This is a genomic window from Saccharibacillus sacchari DSM 19268, from assembly GCF_000585395.1.
Taxonomy (GTDB): Bacteria; Bacillota; Bacilli; order Paenibacillales; family Paenibacillaceae; genus Saccharibacillus; species Saccharibacillus sacchari.
On sequence record NZ_KK073875.1, the window covers coordinates 2,659,259 to 2,680,154 of the forward strand.

A 20,896-nucleotide genomic window follows, 5' to 3' on the forward strand; every position below is an offset into this window, starting at 1 on the left:
TTTGAGTTAAATATTTAGCAGATTTCACGTGCCGTCGGCACCTTATCCCTTTTTGCCCTATAATGGAACAAAGAACGCATAAACAGGGGGAGATCGCATGGAAGAAACTCATCAGGCAAAAGGCATCCGAATTGTTCGTTTCGACATCGAGCACATCCCTTACGTCAATGATATGAACGAGACGTTTCCGATCTTCGGCCGACTGGTTCCGAGTTTTCAGAATGGAGTCTGGACGCATATCGAGGAGATGTTGGACAAGGTAAGCTATATTTGCTTTCCGGACGACCGTCTGGACTGGGAATCGTATATCGGGAATGACGAGAAAGTTATTTTTCTTGCCTTTTACGGTGCAGAGTGCGTAGGTCAGGTCCGTCTTGTACGGGAGTGGACGCGTTATGCGTACATTGAAAATATCGCCGTTCGCGGCTCGCATCGCGGTCGCGGAGTAAGCACGCTGCTGATGGAGCAGGCGGAACGTTGGGCGCGCGAGCATGAACTGTTGGGCCTGTCGCTCGAAGCGCAGGATGATAACCTCGCGGCATGCCGGTTCTATCTCAAGCAAGGTATGGTACTCGGCGGAGTAGATACGCTTAAGCAGGCGGCTAATCCGGAGATTGATAGCACGTTATATTTTTATAAAATTTTTAACAACTGAAAATGAAGTGACGCTTTAAATGTGTTGTTAACTCACGTCGTTGATCTTATAATATAAATATATTTCAAAATATAACGTACAAACGGAGGTGCGATTGTGCCCGCTTTAGAAAATGATAAGTATGAAAAAAGTGTCCGGAATTTTAGATATACGCCAGCGACGTCACAAGTTCTATCCTTTCTTCAAGATCAAGTTTTGACGGTTACAGACGTGACACGAACCAAGAAGTTGACCGAAATCTTGGACATTTATGCGGAAGAAGAACCTAGTGAAGAAATCTTTGTTGTACAAAACACGAGAAATAAAAATGCGCAAGCTGTTATTGCTGACTTAGATTATTTTCAAGAGCTATTGGAGATCAGAGAAAAAGTCGAAGAAGCCAGTGATGAACTTATGTATCAAGTGGCGTTAGAGAGAAAAAATGAAAAAGCAGATATCGATCTAGCTCAAGTTATTGAGGCGAATGGACTTGATGCAAAGCGAATTTTACAACTTATCGAAGATGAGGATTTTGAATAATGTCACCTGTCGAAATGATCAACCAGATGTTAGCCGAGTTTAATGTTATCGTTAGATTCGGTACAGGGGCATTTGATGACTTGAGCCAATATCCTCGCGGCGAACAAGAAAAAATTATCGCTTTAATCGTAAAAAGAGGAATGAAAGGGCCTCTTATTAGACCCGATGGACTCGGAGAGCCTTTACACGGTGAGTTATACGGATTTACCAAAATCAAGCCTAAGAAACTTGGATTGCGAATTATCTATCGACCTGTGCAAGATGATGTAATTGTTATGGAGATTATCGCAATCGGACCCAGAGACAAGAAACAGGTCTACAATATGGCGGCAAAAAGAATCACAGAGTTTAAAGGCGAAATGAAGTAATGCCGATCTGCCTTGAATTTTCAGCACACGAAAGGACCTATTATGATCAAAGGACTGTTCGAAACCCATATCAACGTCAGTAATTACGAGAAGTCGGCGGCTTTTTACGAGCGGTTGCCCGGTTTGATCCCGCTGCACGAGGATGCTGCGCGCAAGTCGAAGTTTTACTGGATCGGACGTCCGGGCGAAGCGATGCTGGGTATTCGGGAAAATTATCCGTCGCCGCTTGTGCAGCGCCAGCATTTTGCTTTTCGCGTGGAATTGAATGATCTGGAGTCGACCCGGCGAATGCTGCATGGACAGGGCATTTCCACAACGAATTTCTTCGGAGAAAGCGATGCGCCGTTAAGCGTATTCCCGTTTATGCCGGCGGTCTCGCTCTATTTTGAAGACCCCGACGGCCATTCGATTGAGTTGCTGTCGATGCTGCCGGATGCGCCGAGACCGGAGCTTGCGATCATGCCGTGGCCGGAGTGGGAAGAAACATGCGGCAGAACGCCTGGGCCAGCAGGTCGGTAAAAGAATCACGAGGAGCCTCCTTCTATCGTGACTGCATTGAATCTGAGACTTGCGCTCGAACACAGTTAAAGTGCTGCAACCCGGATTCTTTTCCAAGATTTACTTGCTGTTCGCGATTGTTTCGTTTATCCTGCAATTAGTACAATCGTTCTAAAGGAGAAGTTCATGAGCAAACGCCATTACGACAGCGAAGAGACGCGCCGGATTATCGCGGACAAGGCGACTCAGCTATTTGCCCGAAAAGGCTTCGGCGGAACATCGATTGCCGATATTTCCAAAGAGTCGGGCTTCAGCAAAGGGCATATCTACTACCATTTTGAGAACAAAGAAAAGCTGTTCGTCGCGTTGGCTCGGGATACGATGAAGGCTTGGGGAGAGAAGTGGGAAACGATCGCGCCGAGCTATCCAACCGCGACCGAGCAGCTTCACGCCGTGGCCCAGTTCGCCATGAACAATTATAAGACGCCGCTGCTGCACGTCGGTCAGGAATTGGCAGTCAATCCGGCCACTGATCCGCAAACGCTTCAGCAATTGCAGGGGTTGGCGGAGACGCCTATGGGCATTTACGGCGGAATTCTGAGTCAGGGCGTTGTAGATGGCGAATTCGAGATCGCAGATGTGCCCGGCGCGGCTTTTCTGTTCGGGACCTGGATCGGTTCGTTATGTCCGCTGATCTTCACGATAGAGGCCGAAGCGCTAAGCGCATTGTTCCGTCAAGGCGTCGATATTTTTGTAGGAGGAATTCGTCCAAGGTGACGACTTCCTTATGTAGATTAGAACGATTGTACTAATTATTCTAATCGAGATGAGGCGAACGGATATGGAAAAGGCAGGACGTAAAGTCGCGATTGTCACAGGCGCGGCTTCCGGAATCGGAAAAGCGATTGCGAAGCAGCTTGCCGGGCGCGGCGTTGATGTCGTGATTGCGGATATCGACGAAGTACGCGGTCGGCAGACGGTTGAAGAGATTGCCCAAGCAGGCGGGGCGGCGCGTTTTCTAAAGTTGGACGTGACCGATTATGCGGAGGTCGAAGCGGCCGTGTACGAGGCGTATCATGAATACGGACGACTGGACTATATGTTCAATAACGCGGGAATTTCGTTGTATGCCGAGCTGTACGATATGACCGAAGCACATTGGCGCCGAATCGTGGACGTCAATGTGTGGGGGGTGATCAACGGCGTGCAGGCTGCCTATCCGATTATGAAAAAGCAGGGTTTCGGCCATATCGCCAACACTTCGTCCGCTACCGCACTGGGTCCGGCACCAACGGCTGCCGCTTACGCCACGACCAAACACGCCGTGTTGGGTCTGACGACTTCGCTGCATTACGAGGCGGAAGCGTTCGGCGTTAAGGTGAGTGCGCTCTGCCCTTCTTTCGTCGATACGCCTATTTTCGCGGCAAGCCAGGGCATCAACATGGATACGGCCAAAGTACAAGCGCAGATGGCGAAGCAGAAAAAGATGAGTCCCGAGCAATTTGCCGCGCTCGCTCTTCGGGATCTGGAACGCAACCGCCCGATCGTGTGCCCGATGCCGCTGCGACGCACGATGGACGTGTTTTTTGCCCTTTTCCCCGCGGCTCATCGCAGCTTGATGCGTCTGGTATGCCAAGTATCCAGGCAAGCGCGGGTCGAACCCGGTGAAGTGACCAAGAGCAGTGAACGCGCGGTATGAAGCTTAACTAGGAAAAGGAGAGATTTTGCATCTGCACAAGAGGGTTTGTCCCGTCCGTCCGGTAATGATAAAATCTAGGCGATTCATCGTGCAGTTAGAAAAACATACCAGACAACAGATAGATCGATAACGGAGGGCGAGGACTGTATGGAAAAAGAAACTCAACATCGCTTGTTCAAGACAGTGACCTATGCACAAATCCCAAAACCGACGACCCGTCCGGCTCCAGCACCGGTTGACCTGACGGACGACACGCTGGAGCTGCATAAAACCAAGATTCTGCAAAGGATGCAAGCCGCGGGTCTGGAACTGCTCGTGATTTATGCCGATCGCGAGCACGGAACGAATTTCGGCTACCTGACCGGCTACGAGCCGAGATTCGAAGAAGCGGTGCTGACCTTGCATGCGAGCGGAACAGCAAAGCTGATGCTGGGCAACGAGTCGCTGCGCATGGCTCCGTACAGCCGAATTCCTGCGGAAGTCGTGCATACCCCGCATTTTTCGCTGCCGAATCAGCCGATGGCCAACACTCGTACGCTCATCGAACTGATGGGCGATGCAGGAGTGAAGCCGGGGATGCAGGTTGGTTTAGTGGGTTGGAAGCTGTTCACGAGCGCGGTGGACGATAATACGCAGATGTTCGCCGTTCCTTCGTTTATCGCGGATGCAGTCAAAAATATTACAGGCATGCACGGACGAGTGTTAAACGCGACAGGTCTGTTCATCGATCCGGATCACGGCGCTCGCGTACGCATGAATGCCAATGAGATCGCGCATTACGAATTTGGCGCTTCTCAAGCGTCGGACCGCGTGCTGCGGCTGCTCGACAAGCTGGAGCCGGGACTGACGGAAATGGAACTGGCTCATGAATTAGCGGTATACGGCCAGCCGAACAATGTGCAGACGATCTGCGCCACGGGCGATCGATTTACGAATGCTGTCGTGGCCCCGCGTGACAAGCCTGTTCGAGCGGGAGACAAATTTTCGGCGACGCTCGGTTATCGGGGAGGCTTGACCAGCCGCTCCGGGTACGTCGTATCTTCGGCAGACGAACTGCCGCAGGAGGTTGCCGATTATATGGACGCGGTCGCGATTCCATATTACCGTGCGGCCGTAACCTGGTATGAACGTCTGGAGATTGGACTCACCGGAGGGGCGATGTACGAAGTGATCGAAGCCGTGCTGCCCAAGTCCCGCTATCATTGGCACTTGAATCCGGGCCATCTGACGGCAGGCGAGGAATGGCTGTCGTCGCCTTTTTACCCGCAGTCGGATATTCCGGTACAGAGCGGCATGCTGCTTCAGATGGACATCATTCCGTCCGTACCGGGTTACGGCGGCGCCAGCGCGGAGGACGGCGTAGCGATTGCGGACGAAAAGCTGCGCCGCGAACTAGCTGATACGTACCCGGACGTGTGGGCACGCATCGCAGAACGCCGCGCGTATATGGAAAAGGTACTGGGCATCGCGTTGAAGCCCGAAGTATTGCCCTTATCGAATCTGAACGGGTATTTCCGTCCGTTTCTTCTCAACAAGGCATTTGCGTTAAACGTAAAAGAGTAAGCGACTGTTGCATGAGCGCTGTCACATCTGCTGCGATTCAGGCGACGTCGATCTGATCGATATTGCGGAAGCTGAGGTATGCGCCGATGATGCCGATTGCGGCGAGCGCCAGCGGAATCGCGATGATCGAACTGAGCGAGAACCCGGCGTTGTTCGACGACACGATCGCGACAATAAAGATCGACGATACGATCGTGGCGGCGACCGAGCGGCGCGGTAGCCCGATTACGAGCGGCAGCAGACTCATGCCTGCGGCGCCGATTGTTTGGAGGATTACATGACCGAATTGATGCACCAGATTCGTTGCGCTGAGGTCGGAAGCCAAATCGCCGACGAAATGATTCACGGTCAGCATCAAAGCGTCCAATAGAACGTTTCCGAGCACGATCGCGACGAAGCACCATACGAATACGATCGAAAGCTTGGCGAAAATCAACTGTTTGCGGCTGACCGGATAAGCGAACAGCAGGGTCATGGTACGGTCTTTGAACTCGCTGATCACAAGCTTCGATAATAAGGCGGACGCATAAACGATGAACGTCGCGCCGACGAGCGTATTTACGGCCGATAGCATATCCGCCTGATTTTTGAACGTGGATCCTGTCGGTTCGTCTTTCACGAAGTACATCAGCATCAGCAAACCCGCGATCGCCGCGTAAGCGATCAACGCTCCGAGGATGTATCCCCGCAGACCGCCTTTTTTAAGCTCCAGTTTGACCAGGTGCAGCATGGTCGTCGCCTCCTTTGATCATATCGAAAAAGTATTCTTCCAGCGAATGATGCCGACGGTTGATCGACTCGATCGACACGTCGTTCAAAATGAGCATTTTCGACAACGACTCCTGCGGCACCCGAGTATCATAGACGCGCAGCGTATGGTCATCGATCTGCTTGAATTGATCCAGTCCGAGCTTTTCGGTCAGTACGTAAGCGGCCAATGCCGCGTTCGGCGTCGAAATCTCCACGAAAGCGGTCGTCGATGTCCGCACGTCGTCCAGCGACACTTCGCGCAGCAGACGTCCTTCATTGATGACGCCGATCGTGTCGGCGATCTGTTCGATCTCCGACAGCAAATGGCTGGAGACCAGAATCGAGGTGCCCCATTCGTCGCGCAGCCTGCGGAACAACAAGCGCATCGACTGAATGCCTTCCGGATCGAGTCCGTTGATCGGCTCGTCGAGGAGCAGCAGTTCCGGCCTTGTGGAGATCGCGCGCGCAATCGCCAGACGCTGCTTCATGCCGAGCGAGAATTGCTTGACCGGTTTGCGGTCCGTTCCTACGAGGTGCACCATGCGCAGCGCTTCGTCGATGGCTCCTTTGCTGTGATAGCCCATATACTCGGCGTGCAGTTCCAGATTTTCCCGAGCCGTCATGCGGTCGTAAAAAACAGGCGTCTCGATCAGATGGCCGATTCGTTTCAGGTGTTCGTTGCGTCCGATTATCAGCTTTTCGCCGAACAATTCGATCTCGCCGCCTGTCGGTTGAACCAGTCCAAGCAGCATTTTCATCACGGTGGACTTGCCCGCTCCGTTCGGCCCCAGGAACCCGTAAATTTCGCCCCGCTTTACCGTCATCTCGACATTGGATACGACATCCGCCGACCGATAACTTTTGCTGAGCATCCGTGTGCGTATCGTGTGCGTCATGGTTTTGCTCACTCCTTATCGCGTATTTTCTTCATGTCTTCATGTTATCGGGCGAGGCTGTCTTTTCCCTGTCGCGATTCTTACTTATTTCTTACGTTGAGCGCGTGAGCGTAGGCGGGGTATAAGACGAAGCCGCAAAAACAAGCGTAAAGCAAGTCCGAACGCCCGGTTCGCTCGTTAAGGCAACCGTGCCGTCCATTCGTTCCGTCAGCCTTTTCGCGATCGCAAGTCCCAGGCCGCTGCCTTGAAATCCGCGGTTGCGGGAATCGTCCAGCGTGTACATGCGTTCGAATACGCGAAGCTGCTCGGAAGCCGGAATGCCTTTGCCCCGGTCGACGACTTCGATGGTGACGCGGCTCTCCGAAGAAGTCAGCCGAAGCCCCAGATAACCGCCGTCCGCGCCGTACCGAATCGCATTGGAGAGCAAATTATCCAAAATGCGGTGTAGCGCGTCGGCGTTGGCGTAGATCCAAGCAGGCTGCTCGGGCAAATCCAGCGCTACTTCAATGCCGCGATCCGCAAGCAGGTCGAAATACCCGAGGATGCGTTGGCGGCAGGCTTCGGCGGCATCGATCGGGGACAGCTGCAGATCGTAATCGTCGGACTCCAGCTTGGACAGATCGAAAAAGGCATTGATGCGCTCATGCACCTCGACCGTTTTGCGGTACACTTTGCCCAGCATGTCGCGGCGTTCCGCATCGGTCAGTTCCGGGCTGCGATCCAACACTTCGGCATAGCCCATTACGACGGTCAGCGGGGTTTTGAGATCATGGGAGACATTAGAGAGCATCCGGCGCATGGCTTGTTCGGTGCGGGCGTAATCGGAAGCCGACTCCGCCGCCCGGTCCAGCAGTGCGTTGATATTTTGCAGCAGCTCCCGCAGTTCCGGTTCTCCCGTCACCACAAGCAACCGTTCGCGGCCCGGCACATGCTCGGGAGCCGTGAACGATAGCAGCTTTTCATTCATATAAGCCAGATCTCGCCGCAGTTTGCGCACGCGCAGTTTTTCCCCGACATAGAGCGCAAGCAGTACCCCGGCAGGAAGCAGACCGATCCACCATCGTTCATCCATTACCGCTCACCCAGCCGATAACCGATTCCCCACAGCGTCACGATATAGCGAGGGTTCGACGGATCGTCCTCGATCTTCTCGCGCAGCCTGCGCATATGTACGTTGATCGCGTTATCGTCGTTGTAATATTCTTCGTTCCAGACCTGCTCGTACAGCATGGCTTTCGTGTATACGCGGGAAGGGTGCTGGAGCATCAGTTTGAGAATCTGGAATTCTTTTGCCGTCAAACGAATGTCTTCGCCGCGCTTGCGCACGCTGAAGTTGTCCGGGTCTACGACGAGATCGCCCGCTGTCAGCAGTTCCGGTTGGGTCGGTTGAATCACAGCCTGCTCCTCCGGAATCGAATACTGCGTCGCTCTGCGGATCGAAGCTTGAATACGGGCCGACAACTCGATGAGGGAAAAAGGCTTGGCAATATAATCATCGGCGCCGAACCGCAGTCCGAGCGCTTTCTCGACTTCATTATCTTTGGCCGACACGATCAGGATCGGGACGCGGCTGACGCCCCGGAGCTGCTGGAGCACGTCCATGCCGCTGAGTCCGGGCAGCATTAGGTCGAGCAGCACCAGATCGTAACGGTCGGCTCGGAAGGCTTCCAACGCGCTGCTGCCTTCATGCACAACGGCAGAACGGTAGCCTTCCTTCTTCATATAATCCGCGATCATGTCGCTAATCCCTGTATCGTCCTCGATAATCAGAAGATTTCCTTCCACCTGTTCTCCTCCTAAAGTGAAGCGAATGTTTCCAAACTGGAAATGGAACGCGTTCTCCTCTACTCTAAGGGAGAGGAACATTTTGAACAAGGAGGCTTGTCTCATGACTGAATTGTCTGGAAAAGGTTCATCCGGCATGTCCGCCGGATGGAATTTTGATCATAGTTATGCCCGTTTGCCCGAAGTGTTCTACAGTTCGCTTCCGCCCGTCCCTGTGGCTCAGCCGAAAGCGGTCATTCTGAACGACGAGCTGGCGAAAGAATTGGGGCTGGATACGGAATGGCTGCACGGCAACGAAGCGGCCGCCGTGTTTGCCGGAAACGACTTGCCGGAAGGCGCGAAGCCGATCGCGCAGGCTTATGCGGGTCACCAGTTCGGCAGCTTCAATCGGCTCGGCGACGGGCGTGCGGTACTGCTCGGCGAGCATCTGGCGCCTTCCGGCGAGCGCTTCGACATCCAGCTCAAAGGCTCGGGACGCACCCCGTTCTCGCGCGGAGGAGACGGCCGCGCCGCGCTCGGCCCGATGCTGCGGGAATATATCATCAGCGAAGCGATGTATGCGCTGGGTATTCCGACAACGCGCAGTCTGGCCGTCGCGACGACCGGAGAGCATATCCGGCGCGAGACGCCGCTGCCGGGCGCCGTATTGACGCGCGTCGCGGCCAGCCATCTGCGCGTCGGCACGTTCCAGTATGCGCTTCAATGGGGCGGCGCGGACGCGCTGCGCGAGCTTGCGGATTACGCGATCGCGCGGCATTACCCGGAGATCGACGAAGCCGAAGAAACGGCTGCCGGAGAAGCAAGCAACCGCTATGCCCGCTTCCTGCGCGGCGTCGTAGAACGCCAAGCGAAGCTTGTGGCGAACTGGATGCTGGTCGGATTCATCCACGGCGTGATGAACACGGACAATATGACGATCAGCGGCGAGTCTATCGATTATGGGCCGTGCGCCTTTATGGACGCGTACGATCCTTCGACTGTGTTCAGCTCGATCGACACCGGAGGACGTTACGCGTACGGCAACCAGCCGTATATGACGCTGTGGAATTTGTCGCGACTGGCGGAGACGCTGATTCCGTTGCTCGACGAGGACGCGGATCGCGGGATGGAGATCGCGGAGCAGACGCTCGCCGGGTTCGAACGTTTGTATCTGAATATCTGGTTCGACGGCATGCGGGCTAAGCTCGGGTTGTCCAACCGCGAAGAAGAAGACGAGAAGCTGATCGCCGATCTGCTGGATCTGATGAAGGCGTTCCGGGCGGACTATACGAATACGTTCGTGGGGTTGACGTTCGACGCGCCGACGGAAGCAGGCGGAGGCGATGGCGCGGACTTAGTCGCGCAGACTTACGACGACGCGGGTAACGCGGAGGAGGCTTTTGCCGGTATGGGCGGCACGGACGGCGGTTTCCAACCGACGGCGTTCCCCGGCGCGGACGCGCTGCTCGCCAGCGGCGAGTACCGCGTCTGGCGCGAGCGGTGGCGGGAACGCCTGGGACGCCAGGCGGATACGCCGGACGAGGTGCGCAAGCGCATGCGCGCGCACAATCCCGCGGTCGTTCCGCGCAACCATCGCGTGGAAGAAGCGCTCGCGGCCGCCGCGCAGGGCGGCGATTACGGCCCGCTGCACCGCCTGCTGGCGGTGCTGGCACGGCCGTACGAGCATTCCGCGGATCAGGCGGAATACGCGGAGCTTCCGCCGGAGGCGGATAACGGGTACCGAACGTTCTGCGGGACGTGAGGGGATTTGAACAGGCGCTCGACGGAACGTGAGCGCCGGGGTTTTGTTTAGGCGGAACTAACGGCGGAATATCGCCGCAATGTTGCGAGAGTCCATCATTTTGGCGTTGCGAGGACGGTTTGAGGCCGAACTATGCGAAAATGATGGATGCCTGCAACAAATGTTTTCGGTTTTGATTTTCCTATTCACGAAGAGCCGCAAGCCTGTTGAACACTTTCTCTGTGCCTCATCAGTTACTCTTTAAACCAAGCCGAACCGTACTTTTCTTCGTTCTTTTTTACAAACTTCGCCCACTTGTTTCGCCAACTGCTCTATAATAAACGCTATGAATGCCGCTGCGTCTATTTGTTTTCGAAAGCGTTTGCGTTAACCGTAGCGCCGCAGTGAATCTTTGTCGAAAAGAGGAGTTTTCCGCAATGATCAGACCTACCGAAGACCAGCAGTACTACGAGTTGACCAGTCCGACCGCGCTGCCGAAGGCGTCCGGATTTCTGTGGAACAATCAGATGATGATCCATATGAACTGCCGCGGCTATGCCATTGCCCAGTTCATGCAGCCCGAACCTGCCAAATATTCGTATGCGCCCAATCTGGAAGCCAAAACGTTCATGCAGCCGGAGCAGCCGTATTACGCGCATCATCCGGGACGTTTTCTTTTTATTAAGGATGAGGAGAGCGGTTACATATTCTCGGCTCCCTACGAACCGACCCGTCAGGTGCCGGATAAATTCGTGTTCGCCGCGGGCAAGCACGACATCGTCTGGACATTGGAACATTGGGATCTGCGCATCGAAATGACATTGACGCTCCCGAGAGACCATGCCGCCGAGCTGTGGAAGATCAAAGTGACGAACACAGGCAACCGCAAGCGTAAAATCAGTCTGTACCCGTATTTCAGCGTCGGCTATATGTCGTGGATGAACCAGTCCGGCGAGTATGTCGAGGAGCTGGGGGCGATCGTTTGCTCTGCGGTTACTCCTTATCAGAAAGTGCAGGATTACCCGAAGATCAAGACCCTTAAGGACAAGACCTATCTGCTCGCGGAAAAGAAACCGGAAGCGTGGGAAGTCAGCCAGGAAGCGTTCGAAGGGGAAGGCGGCATCATGCGTCCGTCGGCTTTGGAATCAGGGACGCTTGCCTGCGGCGACGCGCGTTACGAGATGCCTGCCGCCGTCATGCAGTACCGGATTCAACCGGAAGCGGGCGAGGAGCAGGAGTATCGGTTCGTGTTCGGTCCGGCGAAGGATGAAGCGGAGATCGCGGATATTCGGGAACTTTATTTTGGCTTGGATGGGGAAAAAGGAACCGGGGAGGATGCAGAGAGCGGATCGGAGGCGCATCAGGCGTATTCCGAATACGGTTTCGACGCAGCCGCTTCCGACTACGCGGCTTACGTGGCGGAAGGACGCGGCAGTCTGACGATCGACACGCCGGATAAAGACCTCGACAACTTCGTCAATCACTGGCTGCCGCGCCAGATGTATTACCACGGCGTGACCAACCGGCTGTCGACCGATCCGCAGACGCGCAACTATTTGCAGGATCATATGGGAATGAGCTATATCGATCCGCGCAGCACGCGCCATGCGTTCCTGACCGCGTTGTCGCAGCAGCGTCCCGACGGCTCCATGCCGGACGGCATCGTATTGTACGAAGGCGCCGAGCTGAAATACATCAATCAGGTGCCGCATACCGACCATTGCGTCTGGCTGCCGGTGTGCCTCATTACGTACCTCGACGAGACGAACGATTATGCGCTGCTCGATGAAGAAGTCACGTATGCGGGCGGGGAAAAGTCCGGCACGGTGTTCGAGCATATCGATCTGGCCGTGAAGTGGCTGATCGGGGATCGGGATGATCGCGGATTGAACTATATCAATCAAGGCGACTGGTGCGATCCGATGAACATGGTCGGTTACAAAGGGCGCGGCGTATCCGGCTGGCTGACGATCGCGACGGCATATTCATGCCTCGTCTGGGCGAATATCTGCGAGCGCAGCGGACGTTCGTCGGAAGCGGCGGATTACCGCCAGCAGGCGGAAGAAATCAACGGCGCGGTTAACCGCCATCTGTGGGACGGCGATTGGTACGCGCGCGGCATCACCGACGACGGCGTGCCGTTCGGCATCAGCGCGGACGAGGAAGGCCGCATCTTCATCAATCCGCAAGGCTGGTCGCTGCTCAGCGGTGCGGCGGACGATGACAAAAAGGAAAAGCTGATCCGAGCGGTCGCCGAGCAGCTCGAAAGTCCGTACGGCGTAGAAAAGCTCGCTCCTTCTTACACCGCGATGCGCGAAGACGTCGGCCGGGTGACCCAGAAGCATCCGGGCTCGGCGGAAAACGGCGCGGTGTACAACCATGCGGCGGCGTTTTATATCTATGCGCTGTACGCGGTCGGGGAAAAGGAAAACGCCTACCGTCTGCTGCGCAAAATGCTGCCGGGCGCGGACGAAGGTGATATCCGTCAACGCGGCCAGCTTCCGGTGTTTATTCCGAACTACTACCGGGGCGCGTACCGTCAATTCCCGCGCACGGCGGGACGTTCCAGCCAGCTGTTCAACACCGGCACGGTGCCTTGGGTGTACCGCTGCTTGATCGACGGATTGTTCGGGGTTCAGGGCACGCCGGACGGTCTGCGCGTATCGCCGCAGCTTCCTGCGGAATGGAACGAAGTCTCCGTGACGCGGACGTTCCGGGGCGCGGAATTCCGTATTGCGATCAAACGGGAAGACGGCGTGAGCGAAACGGAAGTGTACGTCGGCGGTGAGCGGATCGAAGGCAGCGTGATTCGCGACGTTGCCGAAGGCGAGACGTATGCGGTCGAGGTGAAGCTTCCGCTGTAAATTCAAAACAAAAAACGGTGAATCTTGAACAGGGAAAAGTGTCGAATGCTGCCAAGCGGCATATCGGCGTTTTTTCCGTTTTCTACAAATCGAACGTTTATGGTTTCCTCCGCGTCACTAGGTGTGCGAAAAGTGCGTACTTCCGGGATGTGTTTCGTGCGGGTATACTTGGACTCTGCCTTTTACGGCAAAGTATCAAGTCTGGATCAAGGAGGTACAAGCATGAGCGTATCCGTAATCGTATTCGGCGCTTCGGGGGATCTGGCTCGGCGCAAGATTTACCCGGCGCTTTTTAATTTATATTTGAACGGCGGACTGCCTGCTTCGTTCGCGGTGGTCGGTTCGGGGCTTGAAGATTGGTCCCGGCAGGAATTTCGAGAGCGCGTCAAACAATCCTTGTACGCGTTCTCGCGGCATCTGATTTCCGATCCGGCCCGCAAAGACGAATTTTTGTCATGGTTTTATTATTCCCGGTTGGATGCCGATGAGCCGGGCGACTATGCAAATTTGCGTTCGGAGACGGAAAAGGCCGAATCGGAAAAAGGTCTTGGCGGCAACCGGTTGTTTTATTTCTCGGTCGCTCCGACGCTGTTCGGACAGATCGCGCGACATATTCGTTTGAGCGGTCTGAGCGAGACTTCCGGCTGGAGCCGGTTGATCGTGGAAAAGCCGTTCGGCCGCGACCTCGCTTCCGCCCGCGAATTGAACGACAAGCTGTCCCGAACGTTCGGCGAAGAACAAATTTATCGAATCGATCATTATTTGGGTAAACCGATGGTGCAAAATCTGCACGCGTTGTCCGCGGACAATCCGATGCTCAAATCGTTATGGAACGCCCGCCATATCGCCAACGTGCAGATCACGGCTTCCGAAACGGTCGGCGCGGGCGAACGCCTCGGTTATTACGAACGCTCGGGCGCGGTTCGCGACATGCTGCAAAATCACCTGCTTCAAGTATTGGCGACGGTCGCGGCGAATCGGGGCTTCGAAAACGGAGAAGGACGGGCCGCGAAAGAAGAAGTGCTGCGCGCGCTGCGCGGCTTCGAACCGGCAGAGGCGGCAGCACACGTGGTGCGCGGGCAGTACGGACCGGGCGAATCGGAAGGGCAGCCGGTCCTCGGATATCGCCAAGAAGACGAAGCCGTATCGGATTCGGTCTGCGATACGTTCATTGCCGCAAGGTTGTACGTGGACCTTCCGGCTTGGAACAAAGTGCCGTTCTATCTTCGGACGGGCAAGCGCATGGCCCGCAAAGAAACCCGGATCGTGATCGAGTTCAAAGAATCGCCGGATTATTCGTGGTCGGACACGGCTGCAAAGCCCGCGGTTCCGCCGCTATGGCGTTCGTTCCCGGCTTCCTGCGCGAATCCTTCAGCCGCCGAAGCCGAAGAGAATGCCGATTTTGCCGGCAATACCGCGGTCGCCGTCGCCTCGAAGCAGGATCGCGAAGTTCTGCCCAATTTGCTCGAAATCCGGATCGAACCGAATCTCGGCATGTCGCTCAGGCTGAACAGCAAAAATGCGCGAACGGGACAGGTCGAGCCGATCAACGTCGATTTTTCGGATCGCCATCCGGAAACGCCGGAAGCGTACGAGCTGCTGCTGGCGGACGCGATCAAAGGGAATAAAGAGTTTTTCGCGAACTGGAACGAGGTCGAACAGTCTTGGATCGCGGTGGAGCCGATTCTGAAAGCGTTCGAGGAGAACTATGTGCCGCTGGAGCTTTATCCGGCGGGGTCGCAAGGGCCGGAATCGGCAGAATCGTTGTTGGCTTCGGACGGGTTTCGCTGGTGGTGATTCTCGGAAGAGTAGTTCGTTCAAAGCTTCAACGACAAAAAAGCTTCTCCTCTAGCATAGGAACTTGACCAAGTTAAATGTAAGGTTACGTTCGCCTGAATCGCGCTTAAAGCGTGTGCGTTTCAGGCGAACGTAAACCTCTGATTAAAAGTGGTCAAGGTAATAGGAGGGAAGCTTTTTTGCTGTGTTTCCGTACAATCCCTTCCGCCAGCGCGAATCCGGCGAACAGGAGGAACAGGGCTGCGTAAATTATCGTGGTCGAAGGCAGCAGAGGCAAGGCCACGGCAGCAACAGCAATAAATACGAGCGTACGGATTAGCGTCTGCCGAATATGTATCCGACTTTTACCCGGCAGGAAAATGACGGCGGTCGAGATGACGTACAACGCGAACCCGGACAGCGCCAACCAGCCGAAGTTGCGAACCGTCAGCTCTTGGTGGAAGTCGTAATGCAGCACGTTGGCGATCAGGCCCAGCGACAGGAACGTCAGCAGATGGCCGTAGATGATCGACTGCCCGGAGCTTTTGCGGTCTTCTTCCGCGATATGCTCGGACGATTCGAAGTAATGCCACCAGATCGAGACGGTCGTCGCGAAGCCAAGCACGGCGGCTATCATGTATTCGAATCCGACATGACCTTCGCGCAGTCCGTTGACGATGACCAGAATCAACTCGCCGAGCAGGATAATCGTCGCGAGTCCGTAGCGTTCGAGCAGATGCGGGTGATGTACCGGCAGATGGCTCAGCACCTTTTTACGGGCCAGCAACGGCAGCAGGATATCGGCGAAGATGCCGAGATAGAGCACGAAAAATTTGGCGTCGCCCGGCAGGAATACCGAAGCGGAGCTGACGAGCGCGCCGCCAAGGAACGTCAGTCCCAGATAACGGGCGATGCGTCGTTGTTCTCCGTCTTTTTCCAACCAGGTACGGATATACATTAACGCAGTCGAGAGCCGAATGCCGACATAGCCGAGCATGAAGGCCAGATAATACGCGTCGAAGTCTTCGTTGATACTGGCCGCCATGACAATGACAAAAGCCATTTGCACGAAATAAGCGATACGCTGAATGACGTCGTCTTTGCCGAATCGGTTGACGTAGACGGTGAATCCGGTCCAGGCCCACCAGAGGGGGATGAAGATCAGAACATACTTGATCGCGGTTCCGGCCTGGATGGCGCCATGATGGGAATGGACCAATACATGTGCGGTGATCGAGATCGCCGCGACGTAGATCAGGTCATAAAAAAGTTCCAGCCAAGTGACCTTTTTGTGGGCGATGTGCGAAATGAGAGTCACGCATCCTTTCCTTCAAATTTGTGATAACACAATTGAAGTCAGTATACCAGCGAACACGCTAACCGCCCAGCCCCAACCTAGCCGCCATGCTATACCCGTTAGGCCCGGCATTATACCTTTTGCGCAGCTCGATCAGATTCGGACCGAACGTCGCTTCCAGCGTCTCGCGGTGCGCCTGCATCAGCTCGTAAATGTACAAGTCGTGCACGATCACTTCGGTGATCGGCATGACGAGTCCCGGATGAAGCGTCCAAGCCGCGCGGCTGTCCGCGCCGAGCGATACGATGCCCGCCACGACTTCGCGATCGTCCGCGCTAACCACGATCCAGCGTCCGCCGTACTCCTGCGTGATCTCGTCGCTCGAATCGTGCGGATAGACCTGGGCGAAATCAAATTCCGACAACTCCCCGTACACGACGAGCAGGACATCCAGCCCCCGCTTCGCGGCAGCACGCAGATCTTTTTCGAGCAGCTTCGCTTCTTCCGGCCAAATCTCCAGCAGCACCCGTTGTTCCGCGCGCTCGATCGCATCGGCAGCCCGTTCGAGAATCGCATCGGCACCGGTAATATTCCAGATGTTTTCCCGGTTGGAAGAGACGAAAGAATAATGCTCCAAGGCCGTCTCTGCCGCTTCGAATGACGACTCAACACGGCGCTTTTTCAAACGAATCAATTCCTGTGGCGGCAGCGGGGTATAGAGTGCAGGCTCTTCGTGACTGACCAACACCTCCCCGCGATCGACCAGTCCGCCGAGCACCTCATAAATTTTGGAGCGCGGAACGCCGGAGCCCAAAGACACGGCATAACCCGACAGCGGAGATTTATCCAAAAGCGCAAGGTAAGCCTTCGCTTCGTATTCGGTAAAGTTCAGATCTTGCAGCAGTTTGACGATTTCGGGTTTCATCGGTGAACCTCCCTGTTCTTTTGCGGCCGCAGTCATGCAGTCATGCGATCACGACCCAAAAGCCTCGCCTTTCGGCGGTCTTTTCCTTGTATTATCCCACACCTGCCTTGACACCGTATAGCGTCGATGTTATATCTGTATACTAGTGACTACAAAAGTAGCGACTATATAAAAAACGATGATGGATCGCGCAAATGGAGGTATAGCAGTGGGAACGATCACGCAGGAACATAGCAAGACCAATAAACCTAAACGCATTTCAGGCGCGCAGACCGGCATTCGTCATGCCCGTACGCTTTATCTGATTGCCGCGTTAATTGCGATTCTATTATGGAGCACATCATTCGTCGGAACCAAGATCGCCTATGCTTCGTTCCCTCCGTTGACCTTGGGCGCTGCGAGATTCGCGATCGCGTCGGTGATTTTGGGCGGAATCATGCTGCTGCAACGTCAGTTTGCGCTTCCCGCTCCGAAAGACCTCGGGATGATGGCATTGAGCGGTTTGCTCGGCACGACGATGTATTTTGCTTTGGAAAATATAGGGGTAGAGATGACTACGGCGTCGAGCGCCGCGCTGATTGTCGCTTCGTACCCGGCGATTACGGCGCTGCTGGAATTCATGTTTTACCGGACGAAGATTTCATGGATGCGCGGAATCGGGATCGCTATGGCGATCTTCGGGGTATATCGAATTTCCGGCGGGGGCGGCAGCGAAGGCGGCGAACATGCGCTGATCGGAAATCTGCTGCTGATCGCGGCGGGCTTCGTGTTCGCGGTATACAACTTCGCAACGCGCAAGGTGGTCGGCCGCTACTCGATGGTGACGGTGTCATTTTACCAGACGATTGCAGGTACGATTGCTTTTATCCCGTTGGCTTTGATTGAAAAGGATAAGTGGCAGATGCCGACGACGGAGTCGATGTGGATGCTGATGTATCTGGGGCTATTCTGCTCGGTGGCGGCGTTCATGCTGTACAATTACGGGCTGCGGGGGTTGACGGCGGGTACGGCGATGGCGCTAATGAATCTCGTGCCGATCTTCGGCGTGGCGCTGTCGATTACGGTGCTGGGAGAGACGCTGCGGCCGGGGGATTGGATTGGGGGGAGTATCGTTATTTTGGGCGTGATCCTGAGTGTGAGGGAGAAGAAAAAGCCTACTCGGTGAGGATGGAAGCTGGGGGCGCTGCGTGCGAAATTCGCTCAAGACGCTGTCTCACGCAGAAAACCTTCGGTTTTCCGCGTTCAAAGGCGTATTGAGCTGAATTTCGCCCTCCGCTGGAGCTTCCGGGGAGTAGGCGTTTTCTTCGGAGCGGGTAGGTAAAAGAAAAGGCAAAGATAACGATAGAAAAAAGGATAGAGATAAAAATAGGGCAGAGCGGATGTTATTCGCTTCTGTCTTTTTTGCGTTTGACGATTCTTCGTCTTCGCTTATTTTGCCTTGCTTCCCCTTAATCCCGATAACGGATCGTCATGCTCAATTTTACCGGGTCGGGTCCTGTGTTGCGGTAGTTGTGGGGGCGGTCGGCGCGGAAGCGGATCGCGTCGCCGGTTTGCAAGGTGTAGGATTGGCCGGCTATTTCAAGTTCCAACGTTCCCGCGAACAGGGTGATCAGTTCTTCGGTTCCTTCGCGGTGCGGGTCGGATCCTAGTTCGCCGCCTGGATCGATCTCGACGGTGTAGACTTCGAAGCCGCGTTCGGCGTCGTAAGGGAATACGGGGTAGAGTCGGTATTTGTGCTCCGGGTCTTCTAAGGTTTGGATGTCTTGGCGGCGTATGACCACGGCATCGGCGGGAGGTTCGACGATCAGGGAAGTGAAGGACACCTTTAGCCCATTCGCGATTTTCCAGACGGTGGTGAGAGATGGGCTGGATTCGCCGCGTTCGATCTGGCCGAGCATCGTTTTGCTGATTCCGGTGAGTTCGGCGAGCTTATCCAGACTCAGTTTGCGTTCGGCACGCAGGTTTTTGAGATTTTGACTCAAGATTAGGTTGATGGGTTCCACGACAGATTCGCTCCTCTTTATGGTGTGCGCTAAAAAGTCTATATTGATCTTTTTAACGTACAGGTCTATAGTAAAAAAACAAAAGTGCGTTAAAACGTACATTTCGTGCAATTATAACATACAAAGGAGTGAGAGGATGTCATTTGTTGCGTTGTTTTCCTATGCGATCGCGGCCAGTTTTACGCCGGGACCTAACAATCTGATGGCTTTAGACGGAGCACGGAGATGGGGGTTTCGTCGAATGACCGCGTTTGTGACGGGCGTGTCGGCGGGTTGCTTTGGCGTTACGTTGTTGGCTTGTCTGCTGAATCTGGCGCTGTATCAATGGATTCCCGGTGTTCGGATCGTGATGGGTGTGCTCGGAACGGGGTATATGCTGTGGCTGGCGCGGAAAATTTATACGAGCACAGGCAGCGGTAATGGAAAAGAAATCCGGCTTGCGTATTCGCTTCGCGCCGGATTTTGGCTTCAATTCGTCAATCCCAAGCTGCTGCTGTACGCGATCACGGCGGTGTCAACGTTCGTGATGCCGTATGCGCCTTCGCTGCTGCAACTGCTCGGCGTCTCGGCGCTGCTTGGCGTGATTGCTTTGTTTTCTTCCGGCTCATGGGCGGCTTTCGGTGCGTTGTTCCAACCTTTTCTTATCCGACATGAACGAGCTTTTAATCTGATCATGGCGCTGTTACTTGTATATAGTGCGATCGCGGTCTGGTTGTAACTGCGTTGCGATCAAGTTGGTTTCTCCTGTATAATGATGATAAAACGAAACTCAGTTTCATTAAATGAAACACAATCAGAGGAGGAAACAAATTATGGACAGCAAACAGCGTTTTTCTGCCCGGGTAGACGCGTACGTCAAATACCGCCCGGATTACCCGCAGACGGCAATGGACTATCTGTATACGGAAGTCGGGTTGAACAACGTAACCGAAATCGCGGATATCGGAGCGGGAACCGGCATCTTTTCGCGTTTATTGCTCGATCGCGGCAGTCAGGTTATCGCCGTTGAGCCGAACGACGACATGCGGGGCGCGGCGGAAAAGCAATTGGGCAGCAATCCTGCGTTTCGCGCCCTTGCCGCTCCAGCCGAGCATACCGGACTGCCGGACGCAAGCGTAGGAGCCATTATATGTGCGCAGGCGTTCCACTGGTTCGACCGGGAAGCGGCCTACAAGGAGTTCAAACGCATTTTAAAACCCGGCGCTCCCGTCATTCTGATCTGGAACAACCGCCTGACGTCGGGCACGCCTTTTCTCGAAGCGTACGAACAGATGCTGTTGACGTACGGAACGGACTACAGCCAGGTCAACCATCGGAATACGACTAATGTCGAGACGGAAGAACTACAGTCGTTTTTCGGAAAAAACAAGATGACAGTAGCCAAGTTCCCGAATCACCAGTTGTTCGACTTCGAAGGAGTCAGCGGGCGCTTGAATTCTTCTTCCTATGTGCCGTCGCCGGATCAAGAAAACTACGCGCCGATGATGGAGGAACTACGCCGAATCTTCGACCGTACCGCCAAAGACGGCCGGATTTCTTTTGACTATGAGACGGAAGTGTATTGGGGCACGCTGTAAC

At 54.9% G+C, this 20,896-nt stretch carries 20 protein-coding genes; 13 read left to right on the forward strand and 7 right to left on the reverse strand.

All coding sequences use genetic code 11. From position 1 onward, the window contains the following. The first annotated feature begins 97 nt into the window (after positions 1–97). From SACSAC_RS11415 to SACSAC_RS11445, 7 genes are all read left to right on the forward strand, one after another. Positions 98–655 carry a GNAT family N-acetyltransferase gene (locus SACSAC_RS11415; RefSeq protein ID WP_051507048.1) on the forward strand — a complete coding sequence of 186 codons (558 nt, stop codon included), beginning with the start codon at positions 98–100 and terminating at the stop codon, positions 653–655. A 96-nt stretch (positions 656–751) separates the two neighbouring features. Continuing rightward, a complete protein-coding gene (locus tag SACSAC_RS11420; protein ID WP_037286402.1) occupies positions 752–1,174 on the forward strand; it encodes a hypothetical protein in 423 nt (140 codons plus the stop codon). Next, a complete protein-coding gene (locus SACSAC_RS11425) occupies positions 1,174–1,542 on the forward strand; it encodes a type II toxin-antitoxin system RelE family toxin (protein WP_037286405.1) in 369 nt (122 codons plus the stop codon). The genes SACSAC_RS11420 and SACSAC_RS11425 overlap by 1 nt, the downstream gene beginning before the upstream one ends. A gap of 42 nt (positions 1,543–1,584) precedes the next feature. After that, a complete protein-coding gene (locus SACSAC_RS11430) occupies positions 1,585–2,061 on the forward strand; it encodes a VOC family protein (protein WP_037286407.1) in 477 nt (158 codons plus the stop codon). 165 nt (positions 2,062–2,226) lie between these two features. Further along, positions 2,227–2,817: a TetR/AcrR family transcriptional regulator gene (locus SACSAC_RS11435; protein WP_037286410.1), complete on the forward strand. Its 591-nt coding sequence runs from the start codon at positions 2,227–2,229 to the stop codon at positions 2,815–2,817. A 64-nt stretch (positions 2,818–2,881) separates the two neighbouring features. Further along, entirely contained in the window at positions 2,882–3,739 is an 858-nt protein-coding gene (locus SACSAC_RS11440) for an SDR family NAD(P)-dependent oxidoreductase (RefSeq protein ID WP_037286413.1), read from the forward strand. 147 nt (positions 3,740–3,886) lie between these two features. Beyond that, on the forward strand, positions 3,887–5,302 hold the full coding sequence (locus tag SACSAC_RS11445; protein WP_051507049.1) for a M24 family metallopeptidase: 1,416 nt from the start codon (positions 3,887–3,889) through the stop codon (positions 5,300–5,302). Positions 5,303–5,339: 37 nt separating this feature from the next. Here SACSAC_RS11445 and SACSAC_RS11450 read toward each other — a convergent pair whose 3' ends face one another. The 4 genes from SACSAC_RS11450 to SACSAC_RS11465 form a co-directional block, all read right to left on the reverse strand. Beyond that, complete coding sequence (locus tag SACSAC_RS11450; RefSeq protein ID WP_037286416.1) at positions 5,340–6,032, reverse strand: ABC transporter permease; 693 nt, start codon at positions 6,030–6,032, stop codon at positions 5,340–5,342. Then, entirely contained in the window at positions 6,004–6,948 is a 945-nt protein-coding gene (locus SACSAC_RS11455; RefSeq protein ID WP_037286419.1) for an ABC transporter ATP-binding protein, read from the reverse strand. The genes SACSAC_RS11450 and SACSAC_RS11455 overlap by 29 nt, the downstream gene beginning before the upstream one ends. A 91-nt stretch (positions 6,949–7,039) precedes the next feature. Continuing rightward, positions 7,040–8,020 (reverse strand): sensor histidine kinase, encoded by a 981-nt coding sequence (locus SACSAC_RS11460; protein ID WP_037286422.1) that lies wholly within the window; start codon positions 8,018–8,020, stop codon positions 7,040–7,042. Continuing rightward, positions 8,020–8,733, reverse strand: a complete 714-nt coding sequence (locus SACSAC_RS11465) for a response regulator transcription factor (protein ID WP_037286424.1) — start codon at positions 8,731–8,733, stop codon at positions 8,020–8,022. Before SACSAC_RS11465 ends, SACSAC_RS11460 begins: the two co-directional genes overlap by 1 nt. Positions 8,734–8,836: 103 nt before the next feature. Here SACSAC_RS11465 and SACSAC_RS11470 point away from each other — a divergent pair, with 103 nt between their 5' ends. From SACSAC_RS11470 to SACSAC_RS11480, 3 genes are all read left to right on the forward strand, one after another. After that, complete coding sequence (locus SACSAC_RS11470) at positions 8,837–10,474, forward strand: protein adenylyltransferase SelO (protein WP_037286427.1); 1,638 nt, start codon at positions 8,837–8,839, stop codon at positions 10,472–10,474. 416 nt (positions 10,475–10,890) lie between these two features. Continuing rightward, entirely contained in the window at positions 10,891–13,317 is a 2,427-nt protein-coding gene (locus tag SACSAC_RS11475) for a GH36-type glycosyl hydrolase domain-containing protein (RefSeq protein ID WP_037286430.1), read from the forward strand. A 222-nt stretch (positions 13,318–13,539) separates the two neighbouring features. Further along, positions 13,540–15,114: a glucose-6-phosphate dehydrogenase gene (locus tag SACSAC_RS11480; RefSeq protein WP_037286433.1), complete on the forward strand. Its 1,575-nt coding sequence runs from the start codon at positions 13,540–13,542 to the stop codon at positions 15,112–15,114. 154 nt (positions 15,115–15,268) lie between these two features. On the opposite strand, the gene SACSAC_RS11485 is transcribed toward SACSAC_RS11480, so the two are convergent. Next, positions 15,269–16,411, reverse strand: a complete 1,143-nt coding sequence (locus SACSAC_RS11485) for a low temperature requirement protein A (protein WP_051507050.1) — start codon at positions 16,409–16,411, stop codon at positions 15,269–15,271. A 58-nt stretch (positions 16,412–16,469) separates the two neighbouring features. Further along, positions 16,470–17,315: a TrmB family transcriptional regulator gene (locus SACSAC_RS11490; RefSeq protein WP_037286436.1), complete on the reverse strand. Its 846-nt coding sequence runs from the start codon at positions 17,313–17,315 to the stop codon at positions 16,470–16,472. 256 nt (positions 17,316–17,571) lie between these two features. On the opposite strand from SACSAC_RS11490, the gene SACSAC_RS11495 reads away from it, so the two are divergent. Next, the gene (locus SACSAC_RS11495; protein WP_051507499.1) at positions 17,572–18,480 is read left to right on the forward strand and encodes a DMT family transporter; all 909 of its coding nucleotides are present in this window, start codon (positions 17,572–17,574) and stop codon (positions 18,478–18,480) included. Positions 18,481–18,763: 283 nt separating this feature from the next. Here SACSAC_RS11495 and SACSAC_RS11500 read toward each other — a convergent pair whose 3' ends face one another. Beyond that, the gene (locus tag SACSAC_RS11500; RefSeq protein ID WP_037286438.1) at positions 18,764–19,318 is read right to left on the reverse strand and encodes a helix-turn-helix domain-containing protein; all 555 of its coding nucleotides are present in this window, start codon (positions 19,316–19,318) and stop codon (positions 18,764–18,766) included. Between the two features lie 136 nt (positions 19,319–19,454). Here SACSAC_RS11500 and SACSAC_RS11505 point away from each other — a divergent pair, with 136 nt between their 5' ends. Further along, positions 19,455–20,036 (forward strand): LysE family transporter, encoded by a 582-nt coding sequence (locus tag SACSAC_RS11505; RefSeq protein WP_037286441.1) that lies wholly within the window; start codon positions 19,455–19,457, stop codon positions 20,034–20,036. 94 nt (positions 20,037–20,130) lie between these two features. Further along, positions 20,131–20,895, forward strand: coding sequence for a class I SAM-dependent methyltransferase (locus SACSAC_RS11510; protein ID WP_037286444.1), 765 nt, complete (start codon positions 20,131–20,133; stop codon positions 20,893–20,895). Position 20,896: the final 1 nt, after the last annotated feature.

Excerpts from the sequence above, each read along its gene's own strand:
- SACSAC_RS11445 (WP_051507049.1), top strand. The coding sequence starts at position 3,887 with ATGGAAAAAGAAACTCAACATCGCTTGTTCAAGACAGTGACCTATGCA.
- SACSAC_RS11510 (WP_037286444.1), top strand. The coding sequence starts at position 20,131 with ATGGACAGCAAACAGCGTTTTTCTGCCCGGGTAGACGCGTACGTCAAA.
- SACSAC_RS11490 (WP_037286436.1), bottom strand. The coding sequence starts at position 17,315 with ATGAAACCCGAAATCGTCAAACTGCTGCAAGATCTGAACTTTACCGAA.
- SACSAC_RS11475 (WP_037286430.1), top strand. The coding sequence starts at position 10,891 with ATGATCAGACCTACCGAAGACCAGCAGTACTACGAGTTGACCAGTCCG.
- SACSAC_RS11450 (WP_037286416.1), bottom strand. The coding sequence starts at position 6,032 with ATGCTGCACCTGGTCAAACTGGAGCTTAAAAAAGGCGGTCTGCGGGGA.
- SACSAC_RS11505 (WP_037286441.1), top strand. The coding sequence starts at position 19,455 with ATGTCATTTGTTGCGTTGTTTTCCTATGCGATCGCGGCCAGTTTTACG.
- SACSAC_RS11415 (WP_051507048.1), top strand. The coding sequence starts at position 98 with ATGGAAGAAACTCATCAGGCAAAAGGCATCCGAATTGTTCGTTTCGAC.
- SACSAC_RS11425 (WP_037286405.1), top strand. The coding sequence starts at position 1,174 with ATGTCACCTGTCGAAATGATCAACCAGATGTTAGCCGAGTTTAATGTT.
- SACSAC_RS11440 (WP_037286413.1), top strand. The coding sequence starts at position 2,882 with ATGGAAAAGGCAGGACGTAAAGTCGCGATTGTCACAGGCGCGGCTTCC.
- SACSAC_RS11460 (WP_037286422.1), bottom strand. The coding sequence starts at position 8,020 with ATGGATGAACGATGGTGGATCGGTCTGCTTCCTGCCGGGGTACTGCTT.
- SACSAC_RS11435 (WP_037286410.1), top strand. The coding sequence starts at position 2,227 with ATGAGCAAACGCCATTACGACAGCGAAGAGACGCGCCGGATTATCGCG.
- SACSAC_RS11470 (WP_037286427.1), top strand. The coding sequence starts at position 8,837 with ATGACTGAATTGTCTGGAAAAGGTTCATCCGGCATGTCCGCCGGATGG.
- SACSAC_RS11430 (WP_037286407.1), top strand. The coding sequence starts at position 1,585 with ATGATCAAAGGACTGTTCGAAACCCATATCAACGTCAGTAATTACGAG.
- SACSAC_RS11455 (WP_037286419.1), bottom strand. The coding sequence starts at position 6,948 with ATGACGCACACGATACGCACACGGATGCTCAGCAAAAGTTATCGGTCG.
- SACSAC_RS11480 (WP_037286433.1), top strand. The coding sequence starts at position 13,540 with ATGAGCGTATCCGTAATCGTATTCGGCGCTTCGGGGGATCTGGCTCGG.